This is a genomic window from Arthrobacter caoxuetaonis (assembly GCF_023921125.1).
GTDB lineage: Bacteria > Actinomycetota > Actinomycetes > Actinomycetales > Micrococcaceae > Arthrobacter_B > Arthrobacter_B caoxuetaonis.
In genome coordinates this window covers 1-16267 of record NZ_CP099466.1, presented here as the reverse complement: position 1 = coordinate 16267, position 16267 = coordinate 1, and the positions used below count along the sequence as shown (strand labels likewise).

At 62.8% G+C, this 16267-nt stretch carries 12 protein-coding genes, 2 tRNA genes and 1 pseudogene; 1 reads left to right on the top strand and 14 read right to left on the bottom strand.

Annotation, left to right across the window (positions count from 1 at the left end):
- Positions 1-233: 233 nt before the first annotated feature.
- Together NF551_RS00075 and NF551_RS00070 are read right to left on the bottom strand one after the other, a co-directional pair.
- Positions 234-1076 carry a rhomboid family intramembrane serine protease gene (locus NF551_RS00075; protein WP_227896434.1) on the bottom strand — a complete coding sequence of 281 codons (843 nt, stop codon included), beginning with the start codon at positions 1074-1076 and terminating at the stop codon, positions 234-236.
- 74 nt (positions 1077-1150) lie between these two features.
- On the bottom strand, positions 1151-1693 hold the full coding sequence (locus tag NF551_RS00070) for a peptidylprolyl isomerase (protein ID WP_227896433.1): 543 nt from the start codon (positions 1691-1693) through the stop codon (positions 1151-1153).
- Between the two features lie 151 nt (positions 1694-1844).
- On the opposite strand from NF551_RS00070, the gene NF551_RS00065 reads away from it, so the two are divergent.
- Positions 1845-2783 carry a hypothetical protein gene (locus NF551_RS00065; RefSeq protein WP_227896432.1) on the top strand — a complete coding sequence of 313 codons (939 nt, stop codon included), beginning with the start codon at positions 1845-1847 and terminating at the stop codon, positions 2781-2783.
- Positions 2784-2901: 118 nt separating this feature from the next.
- Here the strand turns inward: NF551_RS00065 and NF551_RS00060 are convergent, their stop codons facing one another.
- The 12 genes and pseudogenes from NF551_RS00060 to dnaA all read right to left on the bottom strand — a co-directional run bounded on the left by NF551_RS00060 (position 2902) and on the right by dnaA (position 15938).
- Positions 2902-3834 carry a DMT family transporter gene (locus NF551_RS00060; protein WP_227896431.1) on the bottom strand — a complete coding sequence of 311 codons (933 nt, stop codon included), beginning with the start codon at positions 3832-3834 and terminating at the stop codon, positions 2902-2904.
- Positions 3835-3959: 125 nt separating this feature from the next.
- Positions 3960-4032: transfer RNA gene (locus NF551_RS00055), tRNA-Ala, on the bottom strand.
- Positions 4033-4097: 65 nt separating this feature from the next.
- On the bottom strand, positions 4098-4217 hold the full coding sequence (locus NF551_RS00050) for a DLW-39 family protein (RefSeq protein WP_227896430.1): 120 nt from the start codon (positions 4215-4217) through the stop codon (positions 4098-4100).
- 44 nt (positions 4218-4261) lie between these two features.
- A tRNA-Ile gene (locus NF551_RS00045) sits at positions 4262-4335 on the bottom strand.
- Between the two features lie 112 nt (positions 4336-4447).
- Entirely contained in the window at positions 4448-4951 is a 504-nt protein-coding gene (locus tag NF551_RS00040) for a DUF3566 domain-containing protein (protein ID WP_227896429.1), read from the bottom strand.
- Complete coding sequence (gene gyrA, locus NF551_RS00035) at positions 4948-7575, bottom strand: DNA gyrase subunit A (protein WP_227896428.1); 2628 nt, start codon at positions 7573-7575, stop codon at positions 4948-4950. The genes NF551_RS00040 and gyrA overlap by 4 nt, the downstream gene beginning before the upstream one ends.
- A 103-nt stretch (positions 7576-7678) precedes the next feature.
- The gene (gene gyrB / locus NF551_RS00030; RefSeq protein ID WP_227896427.1) at positions 7679-9736 is read right to left on the bottom strand and encodes a DNA topoisomerase (ATP-hydrolyzing) subunit B; all 2058 of its coding nucleotides are present in this window, start codon (positions 9734-9736) and stop codon (positions 7679-7681) included.
- 275 nt (positions 9737-10011) lie between these two features.
- Positions 10012-10557, bottom strand: a complete 546-nt coding sequence (locus tag NF551_RS00025; protein ID WP_227896426.1) for a DciA family protein — start codon at positions 10555-10557, stop codon at positions 10012-10014.
- Positions 10541-11725: a DNA replication/repair protein RecF gene (recF, locus tag NF551_RS00020; protein WP_227896425.1), complete on the bottom strand. Its 1185-nt coding sequence runs from the start codon at positions 11723-11725 to the stop codon at positions 10541-10543. The genes NF551_RS00025 and recF overlap by 17 nt, the downstream gene beginning before the upstream one ends.
- Positions 11726-11821: 96 nt before the next feature.
- Positions 11822-12777 (bottom strand): annotated as a pseudogene (gene gnd, locus NF551_RS00015) (phosphogluconate dehydrogenase (NAD(+)-dependent, decarboxylating)).
- A 65-nt stretch (positions 12778-12842) separates the two neighbouring features.
- Positions 12843-13967, bottom strand: coding sequence for a DNA polymerase III subunit beta (gene dnaN / locus NF551_RS00010; protein ID WP_227896424.1), 1125 nt, complete (start codon positions 13965-13967; stop codon positions 12843-12845).
- 552 nt (positions 13968-14519) lie between these two features.
- Entirely contained in the window at positions 14520-15938 is a 1419-nt protein-coding gene (dnaA, locus tag NF551_RS00005) for a chromosomal replication initiator protein DnaA (protein WP_227896423.1), read from the bottom strand.
- Positions 15939-16267 lie beyond the last annotated feature (329 nt).

The following is a 16267-nucleotide window of genomic DNA, read 5'->3' as shown; positions in this document are numbered from 1 at the left end:
CCTGAGGTAGGGTTCCGGGAGCTGCGTCAGATAGCCAGGTCACCCCCGCAGGACCATGAGTTACACGCCTGTAAGTTATTAACAATGTGGGTATCTCTGTGGATAAGACTGCTATGCCCTGTGGAGAGTGTCGCCGTTCAGTACCAGGGCCGTGTGCGATCCGGTCCGGGCCCCGCTCCGTTTAAAGGAAAAGCGGCCCCCGGGAAATCCGGGGGCCGCTGCCAAACTGGAACCTAGAAGTTAGGCGTCCACAGCAGGGCCACTGCTGTCAGGATGAGGGCGATAACGCCCAAGCCGCCAAACTGAACCAACGCCCGGCGGGGACCCTTGGGGGCGTAGGCGAGGACAGCCCCACAGGCAGCACCGGTGAGAATCCCGCCCAGGTGTGCCTGCCAGGAAATGTTGGGATAGACAAAGCCCAGCACCAGGTTGATGCCAATCAGGATCAGCAGGGCTTTGACTTCGCCTCCGCGTTGGCGCTGGATCACGAAGAGAGCACCAAAGAGGCCGAAGATTGCGCCGGATGCACCCACAACTGCCTGGAAGGCCGGCGCCAGGAGGACTACGCCGACTGAGCCGCCCAGCGCGGAGATCAGGTACAGCAGCGTAAAGCGCAGCCTGCCAAGCAGCGGCTCAAGTGACCTTCCCAGAAGCCAGAGGGCATAGAGGTTGAACGCGATGTGGAAGATGAACCCGGGGGAGTGGAGGAAAGCAGCTGTCAGCAGCCGCCAAGGCTCGATGTCCGTGTAGACGGGAGCAAACCAGAAGAGTTCGGTGAAACCCGGTGCAATCCACTGCAGGACATAGGCGGCGGCACACAGGGCCATGAGGGTGATCGTGACTACAGGCTTACCGGAACGGACCGCGCCGCCGTATGACGTCCGGTAGGCAGGCGTGCCGGCCCGGCTCTCCTGGAAACAGTCCGCGCATTGGATGCCCACGGGCGCGCTGTGCTGGCATTCCGGGCACGCCGGCCTGCCGCAGCGCTGGCAGCGGATGTAACTGACCCGGTCGGGGTGCCGCGGACAGACGGGTACATCATGGGCCGGCTCTCCGGCCGGTACTCCGTAGGACATTGGTGTTCGGCTCCGATGAGTGCTTATGGATGTACCCCGGCCGGATCCCGGCCGGGGTACATTCGGCGGTCAGGTTAGAGCTGCTCGACCGTGATGTTGTTGATGACGATGTCTTCGGTCGGCTTGTCCCGCATGTCGGTATCGACAGCATTCAGCGCGTCAACGACGGCCTTGGACTCGTCGTCTGCCACCTCGCCGAAGATGGTGTGCTTGCCCTGCAGCCAAGTGGTCGGCACAGAGGTGATGAAGAACTGCGATCCGTTCGTTCCGCGGCCCATCTGGATGCCTGCGTTGGCCATGGCCAGCTTGTACGGAGCGGTGAAGTCCAGGTCGGGGCTGATTTCGTCGTCGAACTGGTAACCCGGTCCGCCGGTGCCGCGGCCCAGGGGATCGCCGCCCTGGATCATGAAGTCCTTGATGATGCGGTGGAAGATCGTGCCGTCATAGAGCGGGCGGCTGGTCTTCTCGCCGGTCGCCGGATCGGTCCATTCGATCTCACCTGTGGCAAGGCCGACGAAGTTCCGGACCGTCTTCGGGGCGTGGTTGCCGAAGAGGTTGATGCGGATATCGCCCTTGGAGGTGTGGACGGTTGCTTGTGCTGTAGGAATAGCAGTCATAACAACATTCTTCCACGGCCGACTTTGGCGTGGGGGGAAAACGGCCTGTTCAGCGCACAGTGAAAACTTCGCCGCCCCTGGCCCTCTGATAGCACAGAACTGTCATTGCACGTAGGCTAAGGCTGAACCGTCACTTTCCTGGGAGGTAGTTTTGAACAAGAAGGACCGCATTGCCCGTGACTTCGAAGCGAATGTCACCGCAGGCGTGGAATCGGCGCGTGACTGGGCAACCCCCAAAGTAGAAGCAGCTGTCGGATGGGCGGTTCCCCGCATCGAAAAGGGAATCGAGACCGCTTCGCCCAAGATCCAGGATGGGCTCAAGCGTGCTGCCGACGAGATCGCGCAGGGCGTTGCCGTGGTGACCCCGCGGATCCAGGACGGCCTCCAGAAGGTGGGACCGAGAATCAGCCAGGTCGTCGACGACGCAACGCCGAGGATCCAGACGACGCTTGACCGCGCGACCCCGGCCCTGACTCATGCCAAGGACAAGGTTGTCGACGACTACATCCCCAACCTGTCCTCCCGTATCGGAGACGCTGCAGACTCCGTCTCGCGCGGACTGGGCAACGCCTCGCTGCCGGTGCAGGCAGCCGTGGCCAAGGCGACCGGCAACAAGAAGGCCATGAAGCAGGCCCAGAAAGCCGCTGCCAAGGCTGCCAAGGAACTGAAGAAGCAGCAGAAGCGCGGCGGCAAGGGCTGGCTTGTGTTCGGCATCATCGTTTCTGCGGCAGTTGCCGCTGTTGCGGCATGGCGGGCTTCGCGTCCGGTGGAAGACCCGTGGAAGACTCCCGCTCCGGCCCAGCCGAAGCCGGCAACAGTCCCGGTCCCGGCGCCCGCTCCCGCGGCCGAAGCCACCAAGCCGTCCGCTCCTTCGGCCACCGAGAAGGCCAAGGACTCAGTCTCTGCCGCTGCCGGCAAGGCCAAGGACTCCGCTGCGACCGTGAAGGAAGCTGCTGCTTCCTCCGCTTCCAAGGCAGGCGAGAAGGCCACGGAGGCCGCCAAGCACAGCAAGGAAGCAGCATCCACGTCCGCCAAGTCCGGCGGAGCGCACGCGGATTCCAGCGCCAAGGCTGACAAGAACGAGAAGTAGCATTAATCCGGCCTTCCGGCCGGACCGAAGGAAGGGACCCCGGTAATCCGGGGTCCCTTCCTTCGTTTGGGCCTGGCCTGCACGGCAGCCGCGGATCCGGGACCTGCGGGAGCTTCTCCTAACGATCCACGTCACCGCCAAGGACCGGCGGGGCAGGGGGCAGCGGATCCTCCGCCGCACCATTCGGCTCCTTCCCCCGGCGTTTAGCCTGTCCCCAGAGAACGACGGCGAGTCCGGCGATAATGACCGCCAGCCCAAGATATGTCCCGCCGGGCAGTTCCTCGCCAAGGAAGACCGCTGCCAGGATGGCCGCACCCGGGATCTCAAGCAGGATGATCATGGACACCACGAGTGGACTGATCACTGCCAGGAGATGGTTGAACACGGTGTGCCCCAGAAGCTGCGCCATCACTGTGACCGCCAGGATCCCGAGCCAGGCACCAGGCTCGAAGCCGATGACCGGCTGCCGGAAGACGGCGCACATGAGTGCGAGTATGACCGCGCAAGCCCCGTAGCAGAGGGTCGTGTAGGTTCCGGTGGTCATGGTTTGGCGAGCCCTGCCGCCGGCAATCGTGTACAAGCCGGCCAGCGCACCTCCGGCCAGCGCCAGGGCGTCCCCGAGAAGTGCCTGCGGCGAGAGTGCCACGTCAAAACCCGTGATCACGACGACGCCGGCGAAGGCAGCCAGGAGGCCAGCCAGTGTCGCTGGTGCGATCCGGATCCCGCGGAACACCCCAAAGAGGGCAATCCAGCCCGCCTGGAGGCATACCAGTGCGGTCGCGACAGCGACGGACGTCAGCTGGAGCGCGGTGATGAAGCAGGCAAAATGCAGTGCCAGGGCCAAAGCTGCAAGCGCGGTCCAGCGCAGGTCGCTTTTGGTGAGGCGCCGGAAGTCAGCCGGTCTCCGCAGCGCTGCCGGCGCTCCCATGATCAGTGCGCCCAGCGCATTGCGCCAAAAAGCGATCGCCAGTGCAGGGGCAGCAGTGGCAGCCATGATGGGCCCGGAAGCCGAGACACCCAGTACGCCGACGAGGGCAAGGAAAAAGGTCACTCAATGAGATTAGGGCCTGCTCCCGGCGCCCGCTGGCGGCCGCGCCGGAGCATGGTCCATGGCGGAGGAGACCATGCGCGTTAACGCAGAAAGTCCCGGCCGCAGGGGCCGGGACTTTCTTTCGGTGGAGGCACGGGGACTCGAACCCCGAACCCCCTGCTTGCAAAGCAGGTGCGCTACCAATTGCGCCATGCCCCCGAATTGGAACTGCTCCAGTATATCCCACCCTGGCGGGTGTTCAAACCAAGCCGGTTCCTGCGGAGCTACTCAACCTTATCGGTTGAAGCCTTCCAGTCGGATTTCTCCGAAGCAGTTTCCTGCCATTTCTTGAAGGCGAAGACGCCTGCTGCCGTTACTGCCGCGAGTGCGAACAACTTCTTCACAGTGTCTCCTTGCCGTTGTGGTCAACCACTTTCGTGGTCTTCCGTGGGCGTACCAGGACTTGAACCTGGGACCTCTTCGTTATCAGCGAAGCGCTCTAACCGCCTGAGCTATACGCCCCGATACCTCACCGGGCCGAGATAAGACTCTACCGTACCCTCGACCCGTTCCCCAAATCCGGATCCCAATGTTCCGGCGCGGACCTGGAGTCCGCGCCGGAACACCGGCGGAATTAGTCGTCCGTGAGGGTGACGCCGATGCCGCCCACCAAGGTGGAGGCGATGTTGTACAGGACCGCTGAAAGCATGGAAAGCGCCGTCAGCAGGAGCACATTGACCACCGCGATGATGGTCGCAAAAGAGACTACCTGGCCCAGCGAGGCGAACTCGCGGAGGTCGAAGCCGCCGGATTCGGACCCTGCGATCTCGCCCAGGAGCCGGTTCACCTGGTCGAAGATTCCGGTGAGGTCCAAAACGGTCCACAGCACGATGGCGGCGACAACAGTCACCACGCCCAGGGCCACGGACAGGAGGAAGGACATCTTCAGAACCGACCACGGATCGATCTTGCTTACGAGCAGCCGGGCCTTGCGGGCCTTGGCCTTGGGTGCCGGCTTGACCAGTGGCTGCCGGTTGCCTGACGCGCTCTGACCCGTACCAGGCCGCTGGGCGGGCCGGGCCGGGGCCTTTACCCGCGGACCGCCGCCGGACCTGGCGTTAGAGTTGGTCGAGCTCACTCGGTACCTCCATCTTCAGCAGACTGCGCGTCGCGCCCAGCCGTTTCATCTGTAGACAACGGTACTTCATCCACAGACACCTCCACAGACTCGGCATTCTCATCGCCGTCCACCTCTTCGACCGCCAAGTCGCGTTCGGAGTTACGGGCTACCGCAATGATCCGGTCGTTCTTGTCCGGTTTGGCGAAGATGACTCCCATGGTGTCCCTGCCCTTGGCCGGAACGCCGGAAACAGCGGAGCGGACAACCTTGCCGCCCTGCATGACCACCAGGACTTCGTCCTCTTCCTGGACGACCATGGCGCCGACCAGATGGCCGCGCTCCTCGTTGTATTTTCCGACCTTGATCCCGAGCCCGCCGCGGCCCTGGACCCGGTATTCGTCTACCGATGTCCGCTTGGCATAGCCGCCCTCGGTCACGATGAAGACGAAGGAGTCCTCGGTGACGACGTCGGCAGCCAGCAGCTCATCATCCTCACGGAACTTCATGCCCGTGACGCCGGAGGTTGCCCGGCTCAGCGGCCGAAGCGCTTCGTCGGAAGCAGTGAACCTCAGCGACTGTCCCATGCGGGAGACCAGCATCAGGTCATCTGTTTCGCTCACGAGCTGGGCCGAGACCAGTTCATCGCCTTCACGCAGGTTGATCGCGATGATGCCGGCGGAACGGTTGGTGTCGTAGTCCTGCAGGCGGGTCTTCTTCACCAGTCCGCGCTTGGTCGCAAGGACGAGGTACGGAGCGACGTCGTAGTCGGACAGGTCCAGTACCTGGGCAATATGCTCTCCCGGCTGGAAGGCCAGCAGGTTGGCCACATGCTGGCCCTTGGCATCCCGTCCGGCCTCGGCCAGTTCGTACGCCTTGGCCCGGTAAACCCGGCCCAAGTTGGTAAAGAACAGCAGCCAGTGGTGCGTGGTGGTGACGAAGAAGTGTTCGACGACGTCGTCCCCGCGCAGCTGGGCTCCGCGGATTCCCTTGCCGCCGCGGTGCTGGGCACGGTAGTTGTCGCTGCGGGTGCGCTTCACGTAGCCGCCGCGGGTAATGGTGACCACCATTTCCTCTTCGGGAATGAGGTCTTCCATGCTCATGTCGCCGTCGTAGCCCATCAGGATCTTGGTGCGGCGGTCATCACCGTGCTTGGCAACGATTTCGGCCAGTTCTTCGCTGACGATCTGCCGCTGGCGTTCATCCGATGCGAGAATCGCGTTGTATTCGGCAATTTCCAGTTCCAGCTTGGCGTGCTGGTCCTGGATTTTCTGCCGTTCCAGTGCGGCCAGGCGGCGCAGCTGCATATCCAGGATGGCCTGTGACTGCAGTTCATCGATGTCCAGCAGCTGCATCAGTCCGGTCCGGGCTTCCTCCACGGTGGAGGAGCGGCGGATCAGGGCGATGACGTCGTCGAGCGCGTCGAGTGCCTTGAGCAGGCCGCGCAGGATGTGCGCAACTTCCTCGGCCTTGCGCAGCCGGTAGCGCGTACGCCGGACGATAACTTCCATCTGGTGGGTGACCCAGTGACGGATGAAAGCGTCCAGGCTCAGCGTCCGCGGCACGCCGTCGACGATTGCGAGCATGTTCGCGCCGAAGTTTTCCTGCAGCTGGGTGTGCTTGTACAGGTTGTTCAGTACGACCTTCGCGACGGCGTCGCGCTTGAGCACAATCACCAGGCGCTGGCCCGTGCGGCCTGAGGTCTCATCGCGCATGTCGGCGATGCCGGTGATCTTTCCGTCCTTGACCAGCTCGGCAATTTTGATGGCCAGGTTGTCCGGGTTGGCCATGTACGGCAGCTCGGTGACAACCAGGCAGGTGCGTCCCTGCAGTTCCTCGACGTTGACCACGGCGCGCATGGTGATGGAGCCGCGGCCGGTCCGGTAAGCATCTTCGATGCCCTTGTGCCCAAGAATCGTCGCACCGGTGGGGAAGTCAGGTCCCTTCACCCGCTTGATCAGCTCTTCGAGGAGTTCCTCGTTGCTGGCTTCCGGGTGCTCCAGGTACCACTGCACACCGTCGGCAACTTCGCGCAGGTTGTGCGGCGGGATGTTCGTGGCCATGCCGACGGCGATGCCCGAGGATCCGTTGACCAGGAGGTTCGGGAACCGGGCCGGCAGGATGGTGGGTTCCTGGTTACGGCCGTCGTAGTTGTCCATGAAGTCGACGGTTTCCTCGTCGATGTCACGGACCATTTCCATCGCCAGCGGCGCCATCTTGGTCTCGGTGTAACGCGGGGCGGCAGCGCCGTCGTTTCCGGGGGAACCGAAGTTGCCCTGGCCGAGCGCCAGCGGGGCACGCATGACCCAGTCCTGGATGAGGCGGACCAGCGCATCGTAGATCGCGGAGTCGCCGTGGGGGTGGTACTGGCCCATGACTTCGCCGACCACGCGCGCACACTTGTTGAACGAACGGTCCGGCCGGTAGCCGCCGTCGTACATCGCGTAAATGACGCGGCGGTGCACAGGCTTCAGGCCGTCACGCACATCGGGGAGGGCACGTCCAACGATGACTGCCATGGCGTAGTCGAGGTAGGAACGCTGCATTTCCGTCTGCAGGTCGATCTGCTCGACGCGGTCGGAGAGGACGTTCCCGCTCAGGGGCTCGAGTTCGCCGCCGGGGACCTCCGGGGTCTCATCACTCATTTAATTCTGTTCCGTTCTAAGTTCAAGTCCGTGTACGTTTCCCGGGGCGTTTGCACGACCACCGGCGACCCTGTCCTGCGGCGGCGCGAAGCCGCCGGCAGGATCAGATGTCGAGGAAGCGCACGTCCTTGGCATTCTGCTGGATGAAATTGCGGCGGGATTCGACGTCCTCACCCATAAGCACCGAGAAGATCTGGTCCGCCGAGGCGGCATCGTCCATGGTTACCTGCAGGAGAGTGCGGTGGTCCGGGTCCATGGTGGTGTCCCAGAGTTCGGTGTAGTCCATTTCGCCAAGGCCCTTGTAGCGCTGGATTCCGTTGTCCTTGGGCAGTCGCTGGTTGTTGGCCAGCCCGCGGGCCACGGTTTCGTCGCGTTCGCGGTCGCTGTAGACGTAGTCGTGCGGGTGGTTGGACCACTTGATCCGGTACAGCGGGGGCTGCGCCAGGTACACGTAGCCCTGCTCGATCAGCGGACGCATGTAGCGGAAGAGCAGCGTCAGCAGCAGCGTGGTGATGTGCTGGCCGTCAACGTCGGCATCGGCCATCAGCACAATCTTGTGGTACCGCGCCTTTTCGACGTCGAAATCCTCACCGATGCCGGCGCCGAAGGCCGTAATCATGGACTGGACTTCGGCGTTGCCAAGGGCGCGGTCCAGGCGGGCGCGCTCCACATTCAGGATCTTGCCGCGCAGCGGCAGGATGGCCTGGGTTTCGGGGTTGCGTCCGCGGACGGCGGAGCCGCCTGCAGAGTCACCCTCCACAATGTAGATTTCCGACCGCGAGGGATCCTTGGAGGAGCAGTCCTTGAGCTTGCCCGGCATGCCGCCGGACTCCAGCAGGCCCTTGCGGCGGGTGGATTCGCGGGCCTTGCGGGCTGCAAGCCGCGCCTGGGAGGCCTGGATCGATTTGCGGATCACATCACGGGCAGGGCCGGGGTTGCGTTCCAGCCAGTCGCCGAGCTGGTCCGTGACAACACGCTGGACAAAGCCCTTGACCTCGGAGTTGCCGAGCTTGGTCTTCGTCTGGCCTTCGAACTGCGGTTCGGCGATCTTCACGGAAATGACGGCGGTCAGGCCTTCACGGATGTCGTCACCGGTGAGGTTGTCATCCTTTTCCTTGATGATGTTCTTCTCGCGTGCGTACCGGTTGATCAGCGAGGTCATGGCGGCACGGAAGCCTTCTTCGTGGGTGCCGCCCTCATGCGTGTTGATCGTGTTCGCGTAGGTGTGGACGCTCTCCGAGTACGCGGTGGTCCACTGCAGGGCCATTTCCACGGCCATCTTCTTGTCATTGTCTTCGGTCTCGAAGGCAATGATGTCGTCGTGGATGACCTCGACCTTTTTGGAGCTGTTCAGGTGGTGGACATAGTCCAGCAGGCCGTTGGCATACATGTAGTCAACGGTGCGGTGCTTGGGTGCGCTCTCTTCGGTCTCGGCGCCGTCCTCCGCGATCTCCTCAGCGGATTCGTCCAGGGTGCGTTCGTCCGTCAGGACGATGCGCAGTCCCTTGTTGAGGAAGGCCATCTGCTGGAAGCGTGCGCGCAGTGTCTCGAAATCGAATTCCGTGGTCTCGAAGATCTCGGGATCCGGGTAGAACGTCTGCGTGGTACCGGTTTCTTCGGTCTCTTCACCCTTGCGCAGGCTTCCGACCGGGACGCCGCCGTTTTCGAAGGTCTGGCGCCAGACAAAGCCCTGCCGCTTCACTTCGGTTTCCACCCGGGCAGAAAGGGCATTCACTACGGAAATGCCCACGCCGTGGAGGCCGCCCGAAACGGCGTAGCCGCCGCCGCCGAACTTGCCGCCGGCGTGCAGGATGGTCATGACCACCTGGACGGTGGGCATGTTCTCGGTCGGGTGCATGTCCACGGGGATGCCGCGGCCGTTATCCGAGACGCGGACACCGCCGTCGGCCTGGAGCGTTATATCGATGCGGTCGCAGTAGCCGGCCAGCGCTTCATCAACGGAGTTGTCCACCACTTCATAGACCAGGTGGTGCAGCCCGCGCGGGCCGGTAGAGCCGATGTACATGCCCGGACGCTTGCGGACGGCTTCAAGGCCTTCCAGGACAGTGATCTCATTGGCGCCGTATTCGTGGGGCGCCTGAGCGTCGTTGTGATCCTCCGGGGCGGGCTCCGTGTTGTCTAGCTCATTGTCGTTAGCCACAGGTGCTGTCGACTCCTCTTGTGTCGGTCAGAATTTGGCACCCTGACCAGCGGAGAGGGCACCTCTCCTAGCAATTCTACCGTGCTGAGGGTACCTTTGCTGGCCAAAACACCCCTTAGGAGGCCACTAAAGCGGGTTCCACGCGCTTTTCCGGGCCCCAGACGAGGCCGGATACGTCCGATGGGGTTTTCAGCCGTCTATGGCGGGTGCAGCGGGTGTGAACGCGAGCACAGAAACCGGCATTTTTCAACAACTTTTTTCCGGCCGCGCGTGCTTTATCCGTAGGTGTCCCGCGGTCCCCTGCCCTTGACGCTCCGCAGTCCCTTCCGCCAGTTGGGTGCTGCCGGGCCAATGACTTCGATCCGGGTGACGACGCCGGGACCCAGTTCCGCTTCGAAACGGGCAATCAGCGTCTCCCGAAGCAGCCGCAGCTGCGTGGCCCAGGCAGTGGAATCGCAGCGGACCTGGACGGTGGTGTCCGAGAAGGACTCCGGTTTGCAGTGCGCACTAACGTCCGGGCCTACCAGCTCCTCCCAGCGGGAAATTACGGAACCGACGGCCACCGGAGAATTCCAGCCCCGTTCGTTGACGAACCGGTTGAAGACTTTGCCCAGGCCTTGAGGGTCGCGCCCGGTGTATTCGCCCGGAACAAAAGGGGTTTGCCGGCGCTGTCCCTGTTTGCGCCGGCTCGCCGGAACGCGCTGGTTGCCGCGCGCCTGCGCAGCCTGGCGCATCCGATTCAGCTGTTCCCGGGCAGCATCGGGGCGGTCGTCCCCTCCGTCCGGCCCGGCATGCTCCGGAGAATTAGCCGGCGGCAGCACTGACGCCTCCAGGGATAACCGGAATCTGCCGGCCGGAGAGGGCAGCCGGAATGTCTTCGCCCACGGCAGCCGTCACCAGCACCTGCTCGGCGCCGGAAACTATGGCTGCCAGGCGCTGGCGCCGGCCGGCATCGAGTTCGGCAAAGACATCGTCCAGGATCAGGATCGGGCCGCTGCCGGGAGCATCGTCGTCGTCCCGCAGCAGGTAGTAGGATGCCAGCCGCATGGCCAGCGCGAGGGACCAGGTTTCTCCATGCGAGGCATAGCCTTTGGCGGGCGCCGGCCCCAGCAGCAGTTCAACTTCATCCCTGTGCGGACCGACCAGGGAAATTCCGCGGTCCACTTCGCGCTTGCGGTTGGCGGCGAAGGCCTGCAGGAACCGCTCCTGCAGTTCCTCCTGTCCCAGTCCCAGCAGTTCTGCAGAATCTGCAGGTCCCTCAGCGGCGCCGTCGTCCTCTACCTGTCCCAGCAAAGTTGACCGGTACACGCCCCTGGCGGCTTTCGAGCCGTCGGTCAGGTCTGCGTAGGCGCCGGCAAGGTGCGGGCTCAGCCGGTCCAGAGCCTGCAGCCGGGCCGCAAGGAGCTGTGCTCCGGCAGCGGCCATGTGGTGATCCCAGACGTCCAGGGTTGCTTCATGCGCAGAAGTGAAACGCCCGCTCATCCGGGCCGATTTCAACAGTGCATTGCGCTGTTTGAGCACGCGTTCGTAGTCGGCGCGGGTCGCGGCATGCCGGGGAACGAGGGAAACGATCATGTCATCGAGGAACCTGCGGCGGGCGGAGGGATCCCCTTTGACCAAGGCCAGGTCTTCAGGGGCGAAGAGCACCGTGCGGCAAATGCCGAGAATGTCGCGGGCCCTTACGGGATTGGCACGGTTGATCCGTGCACGGTTGGCCCGGCCGGGATTGATTTCCACTTCCAGCGCCGTGGCCTGGGACCCGCGCACGATCCGTGCCCGAACCAGGGCCTGGTCGGCGTCGAACGCCACGAGCGGAGCATCGGAACTGACCCGGTGTGAGGACAGGGACGCGAGATACCCAATCGATTCCACAATGTTGGTTTTGCCTGTGCCGTTGGGGCCGACAAAGACGCTGACTCCGGGCTCCAGACTCAGGTCAAGCTGCCCGTAGCTGCGGAAACCCGTCAGCGAAAGGTAATCAACGTACACGCTGGGCCACCTGGTCTATCCGTCCTGTCCGTCTTCCTCAATGCCATCACTGCCGGCCCTGAAGCCAGGCATCCGTCCTGAACAGCCTACCGCCGGCTACTCCGGCGTCCCGGCATCGCGGATGGCCTGTTCCGCTGCGCTCAGCGGAACCCCTCCCCGTCCCGGATCCTGTTCCTGCCGGGCCGTTTTCACTGCGTGGCCGCCGAATTGTCCGCGCAGGGCAGCAACCAGCTTCATGGCAGGAGAATCGTCCTGCCTGGAGGCGAACCGGGCAAAGACAGCCGACGCGATGGCAGGAGCCGGAATTTCAGCGGCCATTGCTTCCTCCACCGTCCCTCCCCGGAATCCTCAACGAATCCCGCTACTCTCTCCAGTCCCGGATCCTCCTCCAGGGCCCGGACCGCCAGTTCCAACAGCCAGGAACGGATGACGGTTCCGCTTTGCCAGGCCCGCAGGATCCCTGGAACGTCGTCGATGATCTCCTGGGCCGCTAGGAGCTCATACCCTTCGGCATAGGCCTGCATCAGGCCGTATTCGATCCCGTTGTGCACCATTTTGGCGTAGTGTCCGGCTCCGGTTCCGCCGGCGTGGACGAAGCTGTCCGCCCGGTGGCCGGAAGGACGCAGCGCGTCAAAAAGCGGCAACGCCCGGTCAACATCAGCGGCGGAACCGCCGACCATGAGGCCGTATCCCTTTTCGAGGCCCCATATTCCGCCTGACACGCCGCAGTCGAGGTAACGGATGCCCTTTCGCGCCAGAAGTTCGGAATGGCGCAGGTCATCAGAAAAGCGGGAGTTGCCGCCGTCGATGACCAGATCCCCGCCGTCGAGCACTTCGGCGAGGTCGCTGATGACCGCTGCCGTGGTGGCCCCGCTGGGAACCATGACCCATACGATTCTGGGTGCAGGCAGTTCAGCAGCGAGTTCGGCAAGGGATCCGGCATCGCTGATTACGGGGTTCTTGTCGAACCCTGTCACCTGGATGCCGTTGTTCCTCAGCCGCTCGCGCATGCTGAAGCCCATCTTGCCCAGTCCAATGAGGCCAATGTGCATGTCGGTTCCTCTCTGCTGTCCACGAAGGTGGGCGGAAAGGCTCCCGAACTGCTCCGGTGGAAGCCTTACTGGTTAGGCAGCCGGACTGGCATCAGAAGGTACCGGTAATCCTCTTGGTCGTCACCGGTGAGTTCTTCCTGGGCGGAGATCACAGCAGGCTTCGGCGGGGTGGTGAAGGAGAAACGGACGTACTTGCTCGGGAAGGCGCCAAGGCCTTCGCTGAGGTAGTGCGGGTTGAAGGCGACTGTGATCTCGTCACCAATCAGTGAAGCTTCAAGTGCCTCGGATGCCTGGGCGTCCTCTCCCGTGCCGGCATCGAGGGTCACCTGGCCGTCAGTGAAGGCCAGCCGCACCGGAGTATTCCGTTCGGCAACGAGCGACACACGCCGCACCGCTTCAACCAGAGCGGATGTTTCCACGGTGGCGTGAATCGGGGTGTTGTCCGGGAAAAGGGAACGGATCTTCGGGTAGTCGCCGTCGACCAGCAGCGAGGTGGTGCGCCGGCCGCCGCTTTCGAAGCCGATCAGCTCGCTGTCCTCGGAAAGTGCAATGTTCAGGTCGCCTCCGCCGCCGAGGGTCTTGGCAACTTCGTTGAGGGTCTTCGCCTTGACCAGAGCACTCGTTGAAATACCGGGGGTTGCAGGCTTCCAGGGAAGCTCCCGCAGTGCCAGCCGGTAACGGTCAGTCGCAAGGAAGGTAATCAGGTCGTCTTCGATCTCCATGCGGACGCCCGTAAGGATCGGCAGGGTGTCATCGCGGCTCGCGGCAATGATGACCTGGGAGACGGCCTGGGCGAACGCGTCTCCGTCGACGACGCCGCTGACATCGGGCAGTACCGGGAGTTCCGGGTATTCCGAGACCGGCATGGTGGCCAGGTTGAAGCGGCTGTTGCGGCAGGTGAGAGTCACCTTCGACCCGTCGGTTTCGACGTCGACCGGAGCGGAAGGCAAGCTGCGGCAGATCTCGGCAAGGAGCCGTCCCGAGACAAGGATCGTGCCCTCTTCGGAGATGTCAGCAGGAATCTGGAGGCGTGCGGAGATCTCGTAGTCGAAGCTCGCGATGCTCAACGAACCTGACTCGGCCTTGATCAGCAGGCCGGAAAGGACAGGAACCGGCGGGCGGGGTGAGAGGGACCGTGCCGTCCAGGTAACCGCCTCGGCCAGGACATCCCGCTCAACTCTGAACTTCACTGCAGGGTGCCGCCTTTCACAACGTACTTATCAGTACTACTGAACTTTCATGAACGTGAGGGAGCATTGCGTGCGGCTGGGCCGCGCGGCTGTCCGCCTGGGAATCACCACAATACCCTGTGCCAGCTTACCTTCAGCGGTGCTTGGCTGCATGGGCCGCAAGAAGGGCATCCGGGAGCGATTGTGCTGTTGCCCAATGGGCACCTGCCAGGTTGAAAGAAGGGCTCGTTGGAACATCGGATGTCTGGGCTGGAAGGTCAGATGTTATTTGGTGGAACCCAAATTCTTAAGATTCGTAGTGTTAATAACCCTTGTGGATACTGTGGATAACTCGCTCTGCCGAGCCGGGTTGGCGGATTAAGGCTGTTGATAACTTGTGGACAGTCAGCCTACGCGCTGATGGACCCTGTTGGGAACTTTTTGACAGTTCCGCGTATCCACAGGCTGAACGCCCTAACGACGAGTTGTCCACCGAGTTATCCACACCCTTGTCCACACTTGTTAATTTCGAGCCCCTTCGGGGCCCTTACATCCGCGGAGGGACGGGGTTTTCTAGGCTTCACGCTGCTGCTGCTTGATGCGGTTTGTCAGTTCGGTGACCTGGTTATAGATGGCCCGGCGTTCCGCCATGAGTTCGCGGATCTTCCGGTCGGCGTGGATCACGGTGGTGTGGTCCCTGCCGCCGAGCTCCTGGCCGATCTTCGGCAGGGACATGTCAGTGAGCTCACGGCAGAGGTACATGGCGATCTGCCGGGCGGTCACCAGCGTCCGGGTCCGCGACTTGCTGCACAGTTCCTCGAGGCTGATCTGGAAATACGCCGCTGTCTGTCCGAGGATCGACGCTGCCGTGATTTCCTGGGCGCCGTCATCGGTGATCAGGTCCTTCAGCACGATTTCGGCCAGGCCGACGTCGACCTGCTGGCGGTTCAGGCTCGCAAAGGCGGTAACCCGGATGAGGGCACCCTCCAGTTCCCGGATGTTCGTGGAGATCTTCGAAGCGATGTATTCGAGGACGTCGTCCGGGGCGCTGAGCGAATCCCCGATGGCCTTCTTGCGGAGGATCGCAATGCGCGTTTCCAGTTCCGGCGGCTGGACGTCGGTGAGCAGGCCCCACTCGAAGCGGGAGCGCATCCGCTCTTCAAATCCCGAGAGCTGCTTCGGGGGCAGGTCAGAGGTGATCACAACCTGCTTGTTGTGGTTGTGCAGCGCATTGAAGGTATGGAAGAACTCCTCCTGCGTGGCGTCCTTATTGGCCAGGAACTGGATGTCATCGATCAGCAGGATGTCCACGTTCCGGTACAGCTGCTTAAAGCTGGCGCCTTCGTCGTAGCGGATCGAGTTGATGAAGTCGTTGGTGAATTCCTCGGAGTTCACGTAGCGCACGCGGATGCCGGTGTAGAGGTGCCGGGCATAGTGGCCGATGGCGTGCAGCAGGTGGGTCTTGCCCAGTCCGGAGTCCCCGTAGATGAACAGGGGGTTATAGGCCTTCGCCGGAGCTTCAGCCACGGCTACTGCTGCCGCGTGGGCAAACCGGTTCGATGAGCCGATGACGAACGTCTCAAAGACGTACTTCGGATTCAGCCGGCCGAATTCCTGTGACGTGCTGGGCGGCGTCGGGGACGGAGCACTCTCTCCTGTAGGTACCGGAGACGGGGCAGGCTCTTCGGGCTCGGGTTCCGGCTCGGCCTGGGCAACCGGCGTCAGATCCGCATCAATGACGAATGCGCATTGGATATCTGCCTGGAAAACCGTCTTGAGTACTTCATCCAGGATGTTCTTGAGTTGCGTCTGCAGTACTTCCCGGGTGAGTTCGTTGGGAACAGCGACCAGCAGAGTGGTTCCAATCAGTCCCTGCGCCTGTGCAAGGACCACGAAACCGCGCTGACGGGGAGAGACCCTGTCGTCGGTCTCCAGGGTTCGGATGACCTTGCGCCAGGAGCTGCCGACATCGTTGATTTCGTCCGTACCCACAAAAACCTCTCGTGACGCCGCATGGCGATCTAAGAAACCGGAAACCAGGCCTGGATTCCGGAGGATCATCCACAGAGTTATGCACACCCGTGGATAAAACACCCAGCGCCAAGCCTAGATCATCATTTCGGCTCTCGGTAGCTGGATTCCTGCGCCCCCGTGCCACTTGGGACATCACTCACAATGCCACGGCAGGACCGCGGCCAGGGCAGTTGTCCACAGGTGTGGGCAGTTCTGTACAAACAGGCCGTGGAAGCCCGGTTTGACTGGATTCAGGGTCTCACCTAACGTTGAGTAGTCCTTTGTGTCTGCTATCTGCACTCATTCAT

Excerpts from the sequence above, each read along its gene's own strand:
- NF551_RS00075 (WP_227896434.1), bottom strand. The coding sequence starts at position 1,076 with ATGTCCTACGGAGTACCGGCCGGAGAGCCGGCCCATGATGTACCCGTC.
- NF551_RS00070 (WP_227896433.1), bottom strand. The coding sequence starts at position 1,693 with ATGACTGCTATTCCTACAGCACAAGCAACCGTCCACACCTCCAAGGGC.
- gyrA (WP_227896428.1), bottom strand. The coding sequence starts at position 7,575 with ATGAGTGATGAGACCCCGGAGGTCCCCGGCGGCGAACTCGAGCCCCTG.